Genomic DNA, 16,082 nt, shown 5'->3' on the forward strand with positions numbered 1-16,082 from the left:
GAGCCTGCGGAGCATGTAACCGCGGGCTCTCGTCGTTTTCAGACGAATGCAGTTGTGCAGCACCGTTTCGCACGTGCAGGTTCTGGAGCAGGGCAACCCTTTTGAGCCCAAGGAGGGCTTATGGCTACCGGAACCGTCAAGTGGTTCAACGCCGAAAAGGGCTTTGGCTTCATCGCCCAGGAGGGCGGCGGCCCGGACGTCTTCGTCCACTACTCCGCGATCAACGCCCAGGGTTTCCGTTCCCTGGAGGAGAACCAGCAGGTCTCCTTCGACGTGACCCAGGGCCCGAAGGGTCCGCAGGCGGAGAACGTCACCCCCGTCTGAGCTCTGCCTGACCGCAGAACCTGAGTGCAGTACCCAAGGAGCCCCGCGCCTTCCGGCGACGGGGCTCCTGCCTTTTCCCGTTCATTTCCGGTTCACATGTGCTGCATGATCAGTACGAACTTGGTTCCGGCGGCGAGCGCTTCGTAAGCGTGCGGCACATCCCCGCGGTAGGACATGTAGTCCCCGGGCGCCAGTTCGACCGTCTCCCCGCGCGGTCCGGCCCTGACACCCCCCTCCGTGACCACGATGTGCTCCGTGGTCCCCGGAATGTGCGGATCGGAATCCCGTACGGTCCCGGGTTCCAGCCAGACGTAATAGATATCCCTGCGCGCGCCCGGCGGACTCGCCGACAGCAGCGTCGCCAGATAGCTGGACCGCTCGGAGTGCACGGTGGGTCCCGCGCCGGCCCGGATCACCTGAATCGCGGGCGTGGGCGGCTCCACGAGGGCGCTGAAGGGCACCCCGAGGGCCACCGCCAGGGCCCAGATCGTCTCCATGCTCGGATTCCCGCTCGCCGCCTCCAGTTGGGACAGCGTGGACTTCGCGATCCCGGCCCGCTTGGCCAGCTCGGACAGGGACAGCCCGGTGCGGGTGCGCTCACGCCTGAGGGACGCGGCGATCCACTCCAGCGGGAGCCGGGCGGGCGGCCCGGACGGTGCCTCGGACATGTCGTTCGCTCCATCGGTACGATCGTTCGCCTTGACGAACAGGGCGTTCGCTGTTCATTGTAGAAAACATGCGTTCGCTACTCCGAACAAGCTCACCTCTCCGAGGTAGCGGGCTCCTCCGTAGTCCCGAGGCCGGCTCGCTGGTCCGGGACAGCTCCCTCGTCTGGCTGGCCAGCGGCATCGTCGGTGTCTCCTTCGGCGCGATCTCCGTCGCGGGCGGGCTGCCGGTGTGGGTGCCGGTGCTGATGTCGCTGGTGGTGTACGCGGGATCGGCCCAGTTCAGCGCGGTCGCGGTGCTTCTCGCCGGGGGCGGCCCGCTGGCCGCGGCGGCCACCGGTCTGCTGCTCAACACGCGTACGGCGGCCTTCAGTCTGGCCGTGGCCGAGACCATCGGTACCGGTCGCGCGACCCGTTTCCTCGGTGCGCATCTGGTCACCGACGAGACGGTGGCCTTCGCCCTCGCCCAGCCCGATCCGCAGCGGCGGCGCAGGGCGTTCTGGATCTCCGGGATCGGCCTGTTCCTCGTGTGGAACGTCGGCGTACTGGCCGGGGCCCTCGCCGGCCGCGCCCTGGGCGACACCGCCCGCTACGGCCTGGACGCGGCCTTCCCCGCCGTCCTCGTGGCCCTGGTCCTGCCGGCCCTGCGCGCCGACGCGACGGTACGGCGCTGCGCCCTGCTCGGCGCCGCCCTGGCCCTGGCCGTGACGCCCGCCGTGCCGGCCGGGGTGCCGGTGCTGCTCGCGCTGGCCGGGCTGTTTTTGCACCGCCGCCCCGCCGGGGCCGCCGTATGAACGCCACGGTCGCCATGATCCTGGCCCTGGCCGTCGGCACGTACGCCTTCCGCCTGGTGGGCCCGCTGCTGCACGGCCGGGTGACGGTCCCGGCCCGGGTGCAGGAGCTGGCGTCCGCGGGCGCGATCGTCCTGCTCGTCGCCCTGCTGGCCACGGGCGCCCTGACCGAGGGCGGCGGCTTCGCGGGCTGGGCCCGCCCCGCCGGGGTGCTGGTCGGCGGAGTCCTGGCGTGGCGCCGGGCGCCGTTCGCGGTGGTGGTCCTCGGCGCGGCGGCGACCACAGCGGTGCTGCGGCTGGCGGGGGTGGCCTAGCCCGAGGCCTGTCAGTGGCCCCGGCTACGGTCCCTCCCCATGACCGACAGCCGCGACTTCCTCGCCACCACCCGCACCTTCTACGACACCATCGCCGACGACTACGCCGAGCACTTCCGGGGCATGCACACCGCCAAGCCCCTGGAGCGCGCCCTGCTCGCCTCGTACGCCGAACTCGTGGGCGCCGGCGGGCCGGTGGCCGACCTCGGCTGCGGCCCCGGGCCGATCACCGCGCACCTCGCCTCCCTCGGCCTGGACGTCTTCGGGCTCGACCTGTCCGAGTCCATGGTCGCGATCGCCCGTCGCGAGAACCCCGGGCTGCGCTTCGAGCAGGGCTCCATGCTGGACCTCCCCGTCGCGGACGGCGCCCTGGCCGGTGTCGTCGCCTGGTACTCGACCATCCACACCCCGGTGGACGAACTGCCCGCGCTGTTCGCCGAGTTCCACCGGGTCCTGTCCCCCGGCGGCCACCTCCTGCTCGCCTTCCAGGCCGGGGAGCAACCCCTCCGCCTCGACCGCCCCTGGGGCCACCCGGTGGCGCTGGACTTCCACCGGCGCCGCCCCGAGCACCTGGCGGAGCTGCTCACGGCCGCCGGTTTCGCGCTCGGCTCCCGCACGGTGCGCGAACCCGACACCGACCTCGGCGAATCGGTCCCGCAGGCCTTCCTGTTCGCCCGGAAGCCCGCGTAGAGCCCCTGGCCCCAGGAGCCCCCAGGGCCGTTGAAATCGGGAGTACCGGGAGCCCGCCCCGTGCCGGGAACCGGCGGGGACGGCATCAGGATCGCTCGCCACGAGCATCGGTTGCGGCGTCGGGGAGAAGCCCGGCGACCGGATCACGATCCGTCTCTTCCTGGGGGATAAACCTATGCGCACCATCGCACTGCGTACGAAGACGGCTCTGACCGCGCTCACCGGCGCAGGGGTACTGACGCTCGGCATTGCGGCGGCCGTTCCGGCGACCGGGGTGCAGGACGCGCTGGTGCACATCGTCTCCGGCGTTTCGGGGGGCCAGGGACAGTCGGGGCCGGCTCTGGCGGACGAGCGCCCGCCCGGCCTCGTCCAGTACTGACGGCGCTGACGATCCGCGCACTGCAGCATCGACGGCACCGGCCGGGCTCACGCCCCGTCGGTGCCGTTCTTCATGCGAGCCGCCCCGGTGCTTTCCGCCGTCCACAAGGCCGTTGCCTAGAGACGCCGCCCCTCCTCCGTCACTCGCATCGCGTCGTACAGCTCCTCCGCCTCAACCCGATACCGACGTGCCATCGGTTCGTCGCCCAGCGCCTGCGCCGCCTCCGCCATGCCGTGCAGGGCGCGGGCGGTTTCGAAACGATAGCCCAGGCGGGAGGCCAGATCGTGGGCGTGACGATGCAGTTCCATCGCCTGCTCGGGTGCGCCGCTGCGCAGGTGGACCAGGCCCACCACGTTCGCCACGGTCGCCTGGCGCAGGGCCGTACCCTCGGCGGAGACCAGGTCAATGGCGCGCTCGGCGTGTTCGGCGGCCGAACGCATGTCGCCGAGGCGCTGACAGACCCGCGCCCACTGGGCGAGGACGACGGCTACGTTCGCCGGTTTCCGGGACTCGTCGCACAGTTCGAGAGCTTGGGCGAGGCAGGCCCTCGCCCGCTCGTCCTCGCCGGTGCCCAGGTGGGCCAGTGCCAGCCAGGTCAGTGAGGAGATCTCGTTGCTGCGCTCGCCGAGGCGCCGGTTCAGCTCGGTGGCCTGGGCCGCGCACCGGGCCGCCTCGGCATACCGGCCCGCCCAGGTCTCCACGGTGCTGAGGTTGGCCAGCGCCACAGCCTCGGCCCGAGGCGAGCCCAACTCCCGGTGCAGAGCGATGCCTTGGATCAGGTACATGCGCGCATCGTCGAAGTTGCCTATCGCACCGTGCAGCATGCCGAGCACGTCGATGCACATCGCCTCGCCTCGGCGATCGTCGATGGCGGCCAACTCCAGGGCCTCCTGGGCGGTGGTGATCCCATCCTGAAAGTCGCCGAACCACCAGTGGGCCACGGCCAGGTTGCCCAGGCAGACGCCGAGCAGCGTCGGGTCGCCGAGCTGTCGGCAGGCATCGACGCCGATGCGACCGACCACCCGGAACTCCTCGTAGTGGCCCCGCAGGTCCAGGTAGAAGAGCACGTTGCGGGCGAGCAGCGCGGCGGAGCGGTGCAGACCCTGGGCGCCGGCCTGCGCGACGAGCGCGAGCAGCGCCTCGTGTTCCCTGTCGAACCAGCGCAGCGCCCGCTCGTCCCCGTCCAGCCGGGGCAGTTCGGGCGGGTCCTGCTCGGGCGGCTCGACGAAGCGCTCGCGGCCGGGGAAGAGCACCTCGCAGGCCCGGTCCGTGGCCAGCGTGTAGTACGACACCAGCCGCTCGACCGCGCTCCCCTCGTCGTCCTCCGCCTCCCGCACACTCATCGCATACGTCCGCACCAGATCGTGGAACCCGTACAGCCCCGCCTCATGCTGCTCCAGCAGATGCGCGTCGAGCAGGTGCTCCAGGACGTCCTCGGCGTCGTGGACGTCGGTGCCGAGCAGCGCGGCGGCCGAGTGGACGTCGATGGCGCTGCCGGGATGGAGGCCGAGCAGCCGGAACGCGACGCGCCGGTCCTCCTCCATCCCCTGGTACGACAGCCGGAGTGTGGCCTCGACGCTGCGTTCACCGGCGCTCATCTCCCGCAGCCGCCGGGTCTCGTCGGCGAGCCGGTCGACCAGGTACTGGATGGTCCAGCGGGGGCGGTTGCGCAGCCGGGCGGTGGTGATGCGCAGGGCGAGGGGCAGGCCGCAGCACAGCCGGGCGAGCTGGTCGACGGCCTGGGGTTCGGCGGAGGTGCGGTCGGCGCCGAGCATCCGGGTGAGCAGGGTGGTGCTGTCTTCGGCCGAGAGCAGGCCGAGCGGGAGCCACTCGGCACCGTCGAGTTCGAGCATGCGGACCCGGCCGGTGAGGATGGCCAGGCAGTCCTCCGAGGCGGGCAGCAGCGGCCGTACCTGGGCGGCGTCGGCGGCGTTGTCGAGCAGGAGCAGGAGCTTCCGCTGGGCGGAAACGGTTCGCCACAGGGTGGTGCGCCGCTCCAGGTCGTCAGGTATCCGGTCGTCCGGGATGCCGACGGTACGCAGCAGGGAGTGCAGGACCGCACCCGGCTCCTGCGCCTTCTCGCCGGGGCTGAATCCGCGCAGGTCGACGAAGAGCTGCCCGTCGGGGTAGTCCGGCGCGAGCAGGTGGGCGGCGTGCACGGCCAGGGTGGTCTTGCCGCTGCCGCCCATGCCGTCCACGCCGACGATCCGGCCGCATCCGCAGGCCGGGGCCCGGCCCACCTCCAGCAGCCGGGCCAGCTCCTCGTCCCGGCCGGTGAAGTCCGGCAGGTCGTAGGGCAGAGTGCAGGGCGCCGGGTCGGTCTCGGACGGCCGGTCGAGGGGGGCCGGGACCAGCAGGGCGGCACGGTCGGCCACGGACTGCGGCACCCGGGGCGCCACCTCGGGGCTGTCGCGCAGGATGGCCTCGTACAGCCGGGTCAGTTCGGCGCCCGGGTCGATGCCCAGCTCCTCGACGAGCAGCTCGCGCACCCGGCCGAACTCCTCCAGCGCCTCGGCCTGCCGGCCCCCTCGGTACAGGGCGAGCATCAGCCGCCCGCGCAGGGTCTCCCGCAGCGGGTGCGCGGTGACCAACTCGCGTAGAGGTCCGACGAGTTCGGTGGACTGGCCGAGTTCCAGCTGTAGCTCGAAGTACTGCTCGGCGACGGCCATGTGCCGTTCCTCGAGGGCGGCGGAGGCCGCGGAGATCACCGAACCGCCCGCTCCGGCCATGACCGGGCCGCGCCACAGGTCCAGACAGGCCCGCAGATGCCCGACGGCCTCGGCGGGCTGCCCGGCGGCCACCGCCCGCCGGGCCTCGGCCGAACGCCGGCCGAACTCGTGCAGGTCTAGCTGGTCCTCGCCGAGGACGGCCCGGTATCCGGCGCCGTCGGTGACGATCAGCCCGGCGCCGCCGGGGATCCGGGTGCGCAGCGCCGCGACGGCCTTGCGGATCTGGTGGCCGGCGGTCTGCGGCGGCTCGTCGTCCCAGGCGGCGGCCACCAGCCGAGGCACCGGCACCATGCGCCCCGGCTCCAGTAAGAGAGTGACGAGAACCCGCTCCTGGGTGGGGCTGCCGAGTCTCAGCCGGCGCTGGCCGTGCCAGCCTTCCAACGAGCCGAGGATGTTGAAACGCACGACAGGCCGAGCGGATACCGCCGACTCCACGAACCCGTCCCCCCCGCCCCATCGCGTACGCACCAGCCCCAGATGTTCGGGACAATCCTAGGTTGTACCCGAACAGGCCACGCTGGAAGGCGACTTCACGTTACCGTGCGGCGCGTCTTGGCCCCAGTCAAAAGCTAACCCTTTACGCAAGTTGAAGGAGAGAGGATCGAACATCACCGGCCAAAGCCGGATCATGGCAGAGAATCGCGCTCTCCACCTGACGCAGGGCCGGAGATGGCTGGATGCCGAGTTCGTCGTCGAGGTGGCGGCGCATCCGGCGGAAGACGTCCAGGGCGTCGGCCTGCCGTCCCGAGCCGTACAGGGCGATCATCAGCTGCTCGCAGAACCGCTCCCGCAGCGGGTGGTTGGTGTGCGCCTCGGTCAGCTCCGCGAGGACCGCGGCGTGCCGGCCGAGCCGCAGCTCGGCGTCGAAGCGCAGCTCCATGGCCCGCATCCGGTACTCCTCGTAGCGGGCGCCGGCCAGCTGGCACAGCGTCCCGCCGGTGAAGCCGCCGAAGACGGGGCCGCGCCACTGCGCCAGGGCGCCGCCGAGCAGCCGAGCGGTGTGCTCCGCGTCCTGCGGGGAGGCCGACTCGGCCTGCCGTACGGCCCGCACGAACTCGGCGGCGTCCAGCTCGCCCTCGGTCACCAGGAGCCGGTAGCCCGAGGGGTGCATGGTCACCCGGGACCCGGCCCGGCCCGGTTCGAGACCGCGCAGCTTGCGGCGCAGCCGGCTGACATGGGCCTGGAGCGCGTTGGCCTGGTTGTCGGGGACGGCGTCCCCCCACATCTCCTCGACCAGGCTCTCCCCGGACACCGGCTGGCCCTCGCTGACCAGCAGGGTCTGCACCAGGGTCCGCTGCAGGTCGCCGGAGATCTCCGCCGGGCCGGACACGGTACGGATCTGCAGTGCCCCGAGGATCGAGAACTTCAGCATCCTGACTCCGCCTCCCGTTGATGTCGCTGGCGTCGTCGTCCTTCTTCCGGCGACGTATCAACAGTGCGGTGCCCCTGTACCGGATCGTTCCCGATCCGTTCCCGGTCTGCGGTCAGCCGCCGTCGCCGACGACCAGGGCGGTGAGGGAGGCCACCCGCCGGGCCGCCAGTTCGGGCGAGTCGGCGTGCACGACGAGGTGTCCGGGGCGCAGCGCCTCGGGCGGCGAGACATACCGGACGTGCGGCAGTATCCCCACCTCGGTGGTCTCCAGGCGCCACGGCGGGCTCAGCAGGACCGCGGCCGCGAACCGGTTCGGCCGCACCGCGTCGACCAGCCGCCCGGCCAGCACCTCGATGGCCCCGGCCGCCAGGTCGAACCCGCCGGCCACCTTGACCAGTTCGGGCACCGGGTCGTCCCCGAGTCCCGCCCGGCAGCCGGTGATCACCGGCCCGCGCGGGGTGAGGGCGACGCTGATGTGGGCCGGCCCGTACTGGTATCCGGTCAGATCCAGCAGCGCGGTCACCACCGCGCGCACCTCGGCGGCGGTGTCGTCGGTGAGCGGGGCGGGGTGGAGCAGGCCGTAGGGGGTGCGGGCGGTGATCCCGACGGCCTGGTGCATACCGTGCACGCTCAGCGTCTCCACGGTCAGCCGCAGATCGCCGGGCGCGACCTCGGTGCCGCCGGGCGAGAGCCGGTTGTCGCGGACCAGGCGCTGTACGGCCGCCGGGTCCGAGAGCACCCTGAGGGCGCGGGCCGGGTTGACGAACAGCCCGGCCTCGGCGGCCTCCGCGAGCGGTGCGCGCAGGGCCGCCTCGTCCGTTGCGTCGACCCGGATCGAGCGCACTTGGACACCGGCGTGCGCGGCCTCGCGGACGAGGCGCTGGTCAGGGTTCAGCAGGAAGATCCGGCGGACGTCGTTGTCTTCTTTCATGCCTCTGCTCGTGGTGACGGAGTCGGCGAGGGTGGAAAGGCAGGCTACGAGCGGGCGTTACCGATCCGATCCCGGCCGGTTCCCGAGGTGGTGCGTGGGCCCAAGACGCTCACTTCTTCTGTGTGGTTGACCAGTTGACGACACACCATGGACACGGGTGCATCCCTCCTACGCTACCCGTTCCTCGGCACTTGCCGGGGGCGGATTCACGGCAAAAACAGAACATCCGGTTTACCGCGCTGTGCGGGCGTTTCGGCGCACCGGTGGCGGGCCGCAGCGTTCGGCGACCGTGTCCGCGAAGGCCCTCGCGGGCGGGCTGAGCGCGTCCCAGCGGCGGACCGCCCAGCCGACCGGCAGGGGCCGCAGCCCCGGCAGCGGCACGAGCCGCAGCGCGCCCTCACCGGGCACGGGCAGCCCCGGTACCGCGGGGACGACGGCCCGCCCCACCCCCAGCTCGGCCAGCAGCAGCGCGGTGTCCCAGTCGGCGACGCTGGTGTCGTGACCGAGCCGGACGCCCCACTCGGCGCAGGCGGCGTCGAGCTGGGCGGCGGAGGCGGAGTTCGGCGGCAGCCGGATGAGCCGTACGTCGGCGAGATCGGCCGGATCCAGTCGGGTGCGCGTGGCCAGCGGGTCGTCGGCGGGGACGGCGAGCACCCAGGGCAGCTCGACCACGGCGCGCTGCTCGATGCCGCGCACCGGAGGACCGAGGGTGATCCAGGCGAGGTCCAGGGTGCCGTCGGTGAGCGCGTCGAAGCTGCCACGGCCGGAACTGACCGTCCGGAACTCGAGGTTGACCTGCGGATGGCGGCGCCGGAAGGTGACGACGGCGTCGGACATGAAGTGCCGCACGGTGGTGGCACCGGTGGCCACGCGGACGTGTCCGCTGTGCCCGTCGAGGAGATCGCGCAGCTGCCGTACGGCCAGATCGAGGCCCGAGATCCCCTCGGCCGCCGCGGCTTCCAGGATCCGGCCGGCCCGGGTGGGCACGACCCCGCGCGGCTGCCGCTCCAGCAGGGCCACGCCGGTCTCCCGCTCCAGCCGCCTGACGTGCTGGCTGACGGCGGACTGGGTGCAGCCCAGCTCCCGTGCGACGGAACTGAGGCTCCCGGCCCGGCACACGGCCACGAACACACGGAGGTCGTCGAGGGTCACAACACCCAAGCTATCACTGGGGTTTACGGAGGAAACCTTAGGATTGACTGGCTCCTGCGGCCGTACCAGGATCGAGGGCGGGCCGCGACCGACCCAGGCGGCAACCCGCTCCACGCTCCTCGCCGAGTCCGGACCGAGGCGGGGCCGGCGGGAGCGGGTGCCGACCGTTTCAGCGTGTGTAGAGGCTCTCCACCTCGGCCGCGAAGTCCTGCATGACGTGCTGCCGCCGCAGCTTCATCGAGGGGGTCAGATGGCCCGCCGTCTCGGTGAAGTCCACGGGCAGCACGGCGAACCGGCGGATCGACTCGGGCCGGGACACCAGCTTGTTGGCCTCGTCCAGCGCCCGCTGCAGGACGGCCTCCAACTCCGGGTCGCCGACCAGGAGTTCCGGTGGCACCGGGTGCTTGCCGTTCATCTGGCGCCAGTGGGTGATGCCGTCCGGGTCGAGGGTGATGAGGGCGGCGACGTAGGGGCGCCCGTCGCCGACGAGCATGCACTGGGAGATCAGCGGGTGCTGGCGCAGCCAGTTCTCCAGCGGCGCCGGTGCCACCGACTTGCCGCCGGCCGTGATCAGCAGCTCCTTCTTGCGGCCGGTGATGGTCAGATAGCCCTCGTCGTCCAGCTCGCCCAGGTCGCCGGTGGGCAGCCAGCCGTCCCGGGTCGCGGGGACGACTCCGCCGGCCTGCGGGTCCCAGTAGCCGCGCAGGACATGGTCGCCCGCGATCAGGATCTCGCCGTCCGCCGCGATCCGCACCCGGGTGCCGGGCAGCGGCCAGCCGACCGTGCCCAGGCGGGGCTTGAGCGGCGGGGTCACCGTCGAGGCGCCGGTGGTCTCCGTGAGGCCGTAGCCCTCGAAGATCTCGATGCCGGCGCCGGCGTAGAAGGCGGCCAGGCGGCGGCCCAGCGGTGAGCCGCCGCAGATGGCGTACTTGACCTTGCCGCCCATGGCGTTGCGGATCCGCCGGTAGACCAGCGGGTCGTAGAAGGAACGGGCCGTCTTCAGGGCCCGGTTGGGTCCGCCGCCGGTGCCGGTCTGACGGGCCTCCAGCGCCTCTCCGTAGCGCACGGCCACCGCGGACGCGCGGTCGAAGACGGTCACCCGGCCGCCCGTCTCCGCCTTGGCCCGCGCGGAGTTGTAGACCTTCTCCAGCATGTACGGGATGGTCAGCAGACAGGTCGGCCGGAAGGCGGCCAGGTCCGGCAGCAGGTCCTCCGCCTTCAGGCTGGGCGCGTGCCCGAGCCGTACCCGGGCCCGGACGCAGGCGATCGCCACCATCCGCCCGAAGACATGGGACATCGGCAGGAACAGCAGCACCGACACGTCCTCCCCCGACTTCGCCTTGAAGATCGGGTAGAGGAGTTCGATCGCGTTGTCGACCTCGGCGAAGAAGTTGCCGTGCGAGAGGGCGCAGCCCTTGGGCCGGCCGGTGGTGCCGGACGTGTAGATGAGGGTGGCGAGGGTGTCGGGCCCCAGCATGCCCCGGCGGACACCGACCTCCCCGTCCGGCACCTGGGCGCCCAGCTCCGCCAGCCGCTCCACATGCCCCTTCTCCATCACCCACAGGTGCCTGAGGTCCGGCATGCGCTCCAGCTCGGGGCCGATGGCCGCGGCCTGACCCGGGGTCTCCGTGACCAGGGCCACCGCGCCGGAGTCGTGCAGGATCCAGCGGGTCTGGAAGACGGAGGAGGTGGGGTAGATCGGGACGGTGACCAGGCCGGCCGCCCAGGCGGCGAAGTCGAGCAGCGTCCACTCGTACGTGGTCCGGGCCATCACGGCGATACGGTCGCCCGGCACGAGCCCCTCCGCGATCAGCCCCTTGGCCACCGCGAGCACCTGCCCGGCGAAGTCCGCCGCGGTCACGTCCGTCCAGCGGCCGTCGGCGAGCCGGCGGCTGAGCACGACCGCGGCGGGGGCCGTCTCGGCGTTGTCGAACGGCAGGTCCGCGAGCGAGCCGTGCTTGACCGGCGGCGCGAACGGGGGGACGTACGCCTCCCGTACGGCACCGTCGAGCCGCCGGGTCTCGGGCTCCACGAGGACCGGGAGGCCGTCGTAGTCGGTGGCTTGGACTACGTGATCAGTTGACACGGGCGGCTCCTGGGGCGTGCAGCGGCGAACTGCTTGCTGCATGACGTACGTACCTCGTGCGGCGAGGTGTTCACCGGCGAGCCTTAAGCACGGGTTACCGCCGGTTAGGCAGGTGATCGTACGAGGCCGCTGTGGGGGGCTTGTGCGGGTTCGGGGGTGGTACGGAGCCGGGGGTGTGCAGCCTCGGGGGTTATGTGAGGGGGTTTCAACTTCCCGGCCCACCCGCCTGGTCGGTTGCGCCGCGACAGGGCCTTACCTCCGGTAACCTTACTCCAGAGTAAGAACTTCGTACCGAGTCGCGCGGGAGTTGGACATGGCCGACCGCCACCTGAGCTTCACCGGCACGACACCGGGCCGCTTCACCCTGGCCGCCGCCCCCGCGCTGGCCCCGCTGCTGGCCCGCGGCGCCCTGCGCTCCCCCTTCAAGCGCCCGTCCCCGGAAGCGGACTTCCCGCGCACCCGCCTGGTGCTGCCCGGCCTGCGCGTCGACCTGGCCCGGCTGGCCGCCTACGAGCGGGTGTGCGGCTTCGCCACCGGCTCGGCCGACGGCACGGACACGCTGCCCGTCACCTATCCGCACGTCCTCGGCTTCCCGCTGGCCATGCGCCTGATGAGCGGCCGGGACTTCCCGCTGCCGCTGCTCGGCCTGGTCCACACCTCGATCGAGATCGTCCGCCGCACCGGCCTGCCGGCCACCGGGGAGTACGAACTCGCCGTCCACATCGAGGGGTTGGCCCCGCACCGGCGCGGCACCGAGGCCACGGTGGTCACCGAGCTACGGGCCGGCGGCGATGCCGTATGGGAGTCGCGGAGCACCTACCTCGCCCGGCACCGGACCGACGGGACCGGTGAGCCCCGGGAGGAGGCTTCGGAGCCGCTGCCCGTGCTGGCCGAGTGGCGGCTCGCCGAGAACGTCGGCCGGCGCTACGGCGCCGCCTCCGGCGACCGCAACCCCATCCACCTGCACCCCCTCGCCGCCCGCCTCTTCGGCTTCCCGCGCGCCATCGCGCACGGCATGTGGACGGTGGCCCGCTGTCTGGCCGCCCACGGCACACCCGGCGCGGCCGTGGTCCGGGCCCGGTTCCGGGCACCGGTGCTGCTGCCGGGGACGGTGGCCTACGGCGCGGATGGCGTGCGCCGCTTCGAGCTGCGGGGCAGTGAGGGTCAGCTGCACCTGTGCGGGGAAGTGGGGGCGGTGGGCTCATCGCGGTAGGGGTGCATGGCCGTCGCCGGGTGCGGGTGCGTGGGGCTTGTTCGCGCAGTTCCCCGCGCCCCTAAAAGCACGTTGCGGCTCGCCTACCTAAGGGGCGCGGGGAACTGCGCGACCAGCCACGAACCATCCGCACCAGGCAACGGCGACGCACCCCTACGGCGCTACACCTCACCCGCCGGCGGAGTCCAAGGGCTGCCCTTCATCAGGTTGCCCAGCCCCGCCCAAGCGAAGTTCATCAACGTGGCCGCCGCCTGCCGTGCCGTGACTCCAGGCGTGGCGTTCGCCCAGGCGGCGAGCGACTCCGCGGCTCCGACCAGGGCCTCGGCAAGCCCGGCGACCTCGCGCTCGGGAAGGTCGGGGTCACGGTGGGCCTCGCGGGCCGCGACCGCGATCAGCTGGGTCACGAACGCGACGATCTCCTCGCGCATCGCGGTGACCTCGGCGGCGAAGTTCTCGCCGTGGGTGCGGGCCTGGAGGTGCAGCACGGACCAGCCGTCGGGGTGCTCGGCGGTGTGCGCGAAGAACGCCTGGAGCCCGTCCCACAGCTGGCGGTCGGCGGGCAGCCCCGCGCGGACCCCGGCCCGGACGGCCTCCGTCAGGGCGCCGGCCTCGCGGCGGATGCAGGCGGTGAAGAGGTCTTCCTTCGAGTTGAGGTACAGGTAGACCAACGGCTTGGACACGCCCGCGAGTTCGGCTATCTCGTCCATCGAGGCGGCCATGTAGCCGCGTTGGCCGAAGATCCGCACGGCGGCGTCGAGCATCTGCTGCTCCCGAACCGCCCTCGGCATCCGTTTGGTCTTCACGGCACCCATAGCGCCAAGACTAGTTGGGCGCGGCTGCCCCGCCCTGCGCCCGCGCGGAGTCGTCCGCCCCGTCCTCCTGGCTGCGGTTGGCATCCAGGTTGGCCTTCATCCGGTCGACCCTGTCCACGATCTGCACGGAGGCCCGGTCCCGCTCCCTGCGCAGCACCACGAAGCTGATCGGCGCCGAGAGCACCATCGCGAGCAGCAGCACCCACAGGAAGTTGGAGTCGCCGAAGCCACGCGGGAAGATCCCGGAGTAGACGGCTCCCCAGACGACCACGAGGCAGCCGGCGAAGATGCCGAGGCGCATCAGCGTGTATCGGAGCATCTCAATCCACTCTTCCGATTCCAAATAGGGGCACCGTCCAGTGAAGCACGGTGCGGACCCGATCTTGCAGCGGGGTCAGAGCAGCGGCAGCAGCATGAAGATGTCGTCCCGGTCGTCGTCGGGCGCGACCCGGATCGCGCCGGGTATCCGGCCGACCTCCTTGTAGCCGCAGGAGCCGTAGAAGTGCTCCAGGCCGAGGCCGCCCCGGCAGGTGAGCCGTATGGCCTCGACGCCGTCGAGGCCGCGGGCGGCGTCGGCGGCGGCCGCGAGGAGGTCGCGGCCGTAGCCCTTGCCCTGGTGCCGGGGGTGCACCATCACCGTGTACAGCCACACCCAGTGCTTCATCAGCCGGTGGGTGTTGTACGTGAGGAACGCGGTCGCCGCGACCGCGCCCGTCCCGTCCCGGCCCACCAGCAGCCGGGTACGGCCCTCGGCCATCGCGACGAGGTGCTTGACCAGCTCGGGGCGTATCTCGTCGGCGGTCACCGGCGGCACGAAGCCGACCGAACCGCCCGCGTTGGAGACGTCGGCCCACAGTGTGAGCACGTCGTCCCTGAGGGCAGGCGAGACCGCCGGGTCCAGCTCGAACGACAGCGTCACCGGCTCACACCCGCATCGGCTGCGGCGACTCGCGGCGCAGCGGGTCCGGGCCGTCGTACTCGCGGATGATCTCGTACCGCGTGTTCCGCTCCACCGGACGGAAGCCGGCGTCGCGGATCAGGTCCAGCAGGTCCTCGCGGGTCAGTTTGTTCGGGGTGCCGTAGTTGTCCGCGTCGTGCGTGATCTTGTACTCGACGACCGAGCCGTCCATGTCGTCGGCGCCGTGCTGGAGCGCGAGCTGGGCGGTCTGCACGCCGTGCATGACCCAGAAGACCTTGACGTGCGGGACGTTGTCGAAGAGCAGGCGGGAGACGGCGAAGGTCTTGAGGGCCTCCGCACCGGTCGCCATCTGCGTCCGCGCCTGAAGGCGGTTGCGGACCTTGCCGTCCTTCATGTCCACGAAGTCGTGCTGGTAGCGCAGCGGGATGAAGACCTGGAAGCCGTTCGTCTCGTCCTGCAGCTCGCGCAGGCGCAGGACGTGGTCGACCCGGTGGCGGGGCTCCTCGATGTGGCCGTACAGCATGGTGCACGGGGTCTTCAGACCCTTCTCGTGCGCCAGGCGGTGGATGCGGGACCAGTCCTCCCAGTGGGTCCGGTGGTCCACGATGTGCTGGCGGACCTCCCAGTCGAAGATCTCGGCTCCGCCACCGGTGAGGGACTCCAGGCCGGCGTCGATGAGTTCGTCGAGGATCTCGCTCGCGCTCAGCCCGGAGATGGTCTCGAAGTGGTGGATCTCGGTGGCCGTGAAGGCCTTGAGCGAGACGTTCGGCAGGGCGGCCTTCAGCTCCCGCAGCGAGCGCGGGTAGTAGCGCCACGGCAGGTTCGGGTGCAGGCCGTTGACGATGTGCAGCTCGGTGAGGTTCTCCGACTCCATCGTCCTGGCGAGCCGGACGGCCTCCTCGATGCGCATCGTGTACGCGTCCTTCTCGCCCGGCTTGCGCTGGAACGAGCAGTAGGCGCAGGAGGCCGTGCACACGTTCGTCATGTTGAGGTGCCGGTTGACGTTGAAGTGCACGACGTCACCGTTCTTGCGCGTCCGCACCTCGTGCGCGAGGCCGCCCAGCCAGGCCAGGTCGTCCGACTCGTACAGCGCGATGCCGTCCTCGCGGGTCAGCCGCTCACCGGAGCGGACCTTCTCCTCCAGCTCGCGCTTGAGCCCGACGTCCATGCCAACACCTTTCTACGACAGCTCGCCCAACGGTACGCCTAGACCTCTTCGGGAAGTTCCCCGACCCGGTTCTCCCACTTCGTGGACAGCACGATCGTGGTACGGGTCCGGGACACGCCCTTGGTCCCGCTGAGCCGCCGGATGATCCGCTCCAGCCCGTCCACGTCGGCCGCCCGCACCTTGAGCATGTAGGAGTCGTCGCCGGCGATGAACCAGCAGTCCTCGATCTCGGGGAGTTCCTTCAGCCGCTGCGCCACGTCCTCGTGGTCGGCGGCGTCGGAGAGCGAGATGCCGATCAGGGCGGTCACGCCGAGGCCGAGGGAGGCCGCGTTCACGGTGGCGCGGTAACCGGTGATGACACCGGCCGCCTCCAGCCGGTTGATGCGGTCGGTGACGCTGGGTCCCGACAGGCCGACGAGGCGTCCCAGCTCCGCGTAGGAGGCCCGGCCGTTCTCCCTCAGGGCCTGGATGAGCTGCCTGTCCACCGCGTCCATGCGATCGAAGCCTTCCCCTGGAAAAGTTCTGAACGTTCCTGAA

General features: G+C 71.6%; 17 protein-coding genes. 6 read left to right on the plus strand and 11 right to left on the minus strand.

The window, feature by feature from the left end:
- Positions 1–120: 120 nt before the first annotated feature.
- The gene (locus BEK98_RS07710; RefSeq protein WP_003974443.1) at positions 121–324 is read left to right on the plus strand and encodes a cold-shock protein; all 204 of its coding nucleotides are present in this window, start codon (positions 121–123) and stop codon (positions 322–324) included.
- A gap of 92 nt (positions 325–416) precedes the next feature.
- Here BEK98_RS07710 and BEK98_RS07715 read toward each other — a convergent pair whose 3' ends face one another.
- The gene (locus tag BEK98_RS07715; protein ID WP_094215608.1) at positions 417–992 is read right to left on the minus strand and encodes a helix-turn-helix domain-containing protein; all 576 of its coding nucleotides are present in this window, start codon (positions 990–992) and stop codon (positions 417–419) included.
- Between the two features lie 68 nt (positions 993–1,060).
- Here BEK98_RS07715 and BEK98_RS07720 point away from each other — a divergent pair, with 68 nt between their 5' ends.
- From BEK98_RS07720 to BEK98_RS07735, 4 genes are all read left to right on the plus strand, one after another.
- Positions 1,061–1,783 (plus strand): AzlC family ABC transporter permease, encoded by a 723-nt coding sequence (locus BEK98_RS07720; RefSeq protein WP_094215609.1) that lies wholly within the window; start codon positions 1,061–1,063, stop codon positions 1,781–1,783.
- A complete protein-coding gene (locus BEK98_RS07725) occupies positions 1,780–2,094 on the plus strand; it encodes an AzlD domain-containing protein (RefSeq protein WP_094215610.1) in 315 nt (104 codons plus the stop codon). The genes BEK98_RS07720 and BEK98_RS07725 overlap by 4 nt, the downstream gene beginning before the upstream one ends.
- Positions 2,095–2,133: 39 nt before the next feature.
- Complete coding sequence (locus BEK98_RS07730) at positions 2,134–2,784, plus strand: class I SAM-dependent DNA methyltransferase (protein ID WP_094215611.1); 651 nt, start codon at positions 2,134–2,136, stop codon at positions 2,782–2,784.
- Positions 2,785–2,959: 175 nt separating this feature from the next.
- Positions 2,960–3,163: a hypothetical protein gene (locus tag BEK98_RS07735; protein WP_094215612.1), complete on the plus strand. Its 204-nt coding sequence runs from the start codon at positions 2,960–2,962 to the stop codon at positions 3,161–3,163.
- 116 nt (positions 3,164–3,279) lie between these two features.
- Here the strand turns inward: BEK98_RS07735 and BEK98_RS07740 are convergent, their stop codons facing one another.
- The 5 genes from BEK98_RS07740 to BEK98_RS07760 form a co-directional block, all read right to left on the minus strand.
- The gene (locus BEK98_RS07740) at positions 3,280–6,297 is read right to left on the minus strand and encodes a BTAD domain-containing putative transcriptional regulator (RefSeq protein ID WP_094215613.1); all 3,018 of its coding nucleotides are present in this window, start codon (positions 6,295–6,297) and stop codon (positions 3,280–3,282) included.
- Positions 6,298–6,469: 172 nt separating this feature from the next.
- Entirely contained in the window at positions 6,470–7,264 is a 795-nt protein-coding gene (locus BEK98_RS07745) for an AfsR/SARP family transcriptional regulator (RefSeq protein WP_094215614.1), read from the minus strand.
- Positions 7,265–7,376: 112 nt separating this feature from the next.
- Positions 7,377–8,195, minus strand: a complete 819-nt coding sequence (locus BEK98_RS07750; RefSeq protein WP_094215615.1) for an ATP-grasp domain-containing protein — start codon at positions 8,193–8,195, stop codon at positions 7,377–7,379.
- Between the two features lie 231 nt (positions 8,196–8,426).
- The gene (locus BEK98_RS07755) at positions 8,427–9,347 is read right to left on the minus strand and encodes a LysR family transcriptional regulator (protein ID WP_167444096.1); all 921 of its coding nucleotides are present in this window, start codon (positions 9,345–9,347) and stop codon (positions 8,427–8,429) included.
- A gap of 169 nt (positions 9,348–9,516) precedes the next feature.
- Positions 9,517–11,475, minus strand: coding sequence for an AMP-dependent synthetase/ligase (locus tag BEK98_RS07760; RefSeq protein ID WP_094215616.1), 1,959 nt, complete (start codon positions 11,473–11,475; stop codon positions 9,517–9,519).
- Between the two features lie 271 nt (positions 11,476–11,746).
- Between BEK98_RS07760 and BEK98_RS07765 the strand changes: the two genes are divergently transcribed.
- On the plus strand, positions 11,747–12,646 hold the full coding sequence (locus BEK98_RS07765) for a MaoC family dehydratase (protein WP_094215617.1): 900 nt from the start codon (positions 11,747–11,749) through the stop codon (positions 12,644–12,646).
- 161 nt (positions 12,647–12,807) lie between these two features.
- Here the strand turns inward: BEK98_RS07765 and BEK98_RS07770 are convergent, their stop codons facing one another.
- The 5 genes from BEK98_RS07770 to BEK98_RS07790 form a co-directional block, all read right to left on the minus strand.
- Complete coding sequence (locus BEK98_RS07770) at positions 12,808–13,458, minus strand: TetR/AcrR family transcriptional regulator (RefSeq protein WP_094215618.1); 651 nt, start codon at positions 13,456–13,458, stop codon at positions 12,808–12,810.
- Positions 13,459–13,468: 10 nt separating this feature from the next.
- Positions 13,469–13,777 (minus strand): DUF4229 domain-containing protein, encoded by a 309-nt coding sequence (locus BEK98_RS07775; RefSeq protein ID WP_094215619.1) that lies wholly within the window; start codon positions 13,775–13,777, stop codon positions 13,469–13,471.
- Between the two features lie 75 nt (positions 13,778–13,852).
- Positions 13,853–14,377: a GNAT family N-acetyltransferase gene (locus BEK98_RS07780; RefSeq protein ID WP_094215620.1), complete on the minus strand. Its 525-nt coding sequence runs from the start codon at positions 14,375–14,377 to the stop codon at positions 13,853–13,855.
- Between the two features lie 4 nt (positions 14,378–14,381).
- A complete protein-coding gene (gene mqnE, locus BEK98_RS07785) occupies positions 14,382–15,545 on the minus strand; it encodes an aminofutalosine synthase MqnE (RefSeq protein WP_094215621.1) in 1,164 nt (387 codons plus the stop codon).
- A gap of 38 nt (positions 15,546–15,583) precedes the next feature.
- Positions 15,584–16,039: an Lrp/AsnC family transcriptional regulator gene (locus tag BEK98_RS07790; RefSeq protein ID WP_066995366.1), complete on the minus strand. Its 456-nt coding sequence runs from the start codon at positions 16,037–16,039 to the stop codon at positions 15,584–15,586.
- Positions 16,040–16,082 lie beyond the last annotated feature (43 nt).

Source organism: Streptomyces diastatochromogenes, from assembly GCF_002242805.1.
Lineage (GTDB): Bacteria > Actinomycetota > Actinomycetes > Streptomycetales > Streptomycetaceae > Streptomyces > Streptomyces diastatochromogenes.

Coding starts and splice junctions, on each gene's coding strand:
- BEK98_RS07710 (WP_003974443.1), top strand. CDS start 121: ATGGCTACCGGAACCGTCAAGTGGTTCAACGCCGAAAAGGGCTTTGGC.
- BEK98_RS07715 (WP_094215608.1), bottom strand. CDS start 992: ATGTCCGAGGCACCGTCCGGGCCGCCCGCCCGGCTCCCGCTGGAGTGG.
- BEK98_RS07720 (WP_094215609.1), top strand. CDS start 1,061: ATGCGTTCGCTACTCCGAACAAGCTCACCTCTCCGAGGTAGCGGGCTC.
- BEK98_RS07725 (WP_094215610.1), top strand. CDS start 1,780: ATGAACGCCACGGTCGCCATGATCCTGGCCCTGGCCGTCGGCACGTAC.
- BEK98_RS07730 (WP_094215611.1), top strand. CDS start 2,134: ATGACCGACAGCCGCGACTTCCTCGCCACCACCCGCACCTTCTACGAC.
- BEK98_RS07735 (WP_094215612.1), top strand. CDS start 2,960: ATGCGCACCATCGCACTGCGTACGAAGACGGCTCTGACCGCGCTCACC.
- BEK98_RS07745 (WP_094215614.1), bottom strand. CDS start 7,264: ATGCTGAAGTTCTCGATCCTCGGGGCACTGCAGATCCGTACCGTGTCC.
- BEK98_RS07750 (WP_094215615.1), bottom strand. CDS start 8,195: ATGAAAGAAGACAACGACGTCCGCCGGATCTTCCTGCTGAACCCTGAC.
- BEK98_RS07760 (WP_094215616.1), bottom strand. CDS start 11,475: ATGCAGCAAGCAGTTCGCCGCTGCACGCCCCAGGAGCCGCCCGTGTCA.
- BEK98_RS07765 (WP_094215617.1), top strand. CDS start 11,747: ATGGCCGACCGCCACCTGAGCTTCACCGGCACGACACCGGGCCGCTTC.
- BEK98_RS07770 (WP_094215618.1), bottom strand. CDS start 13,458: ATGGGTGCCGTGAAGACCAAACGGATGCCGAGGGCGGTTCGGGAGCAG.
- BEK98_RS07775 (WP_094215619.1), bottom strand. CDS start 13,777: ATGCTCCGATACACGCTGATGCGCCTCGGCATCTTCGCCGGCTGCCTC.
- mqnE (WP_094215621.1), bottom strand. CDS start 15,545: ATGGACGTCGGGCTCAAGCGCGAGCTGGAGGAGAAGGTCCGCTCCGGT.
- BEK98_RS07790 (WP_066995366.1), bottom strand. CDS start 16,039: ATGGACGCGGTGGACAGGCAGCTCATCCAGGCCCTGAGGGAGAACGGC.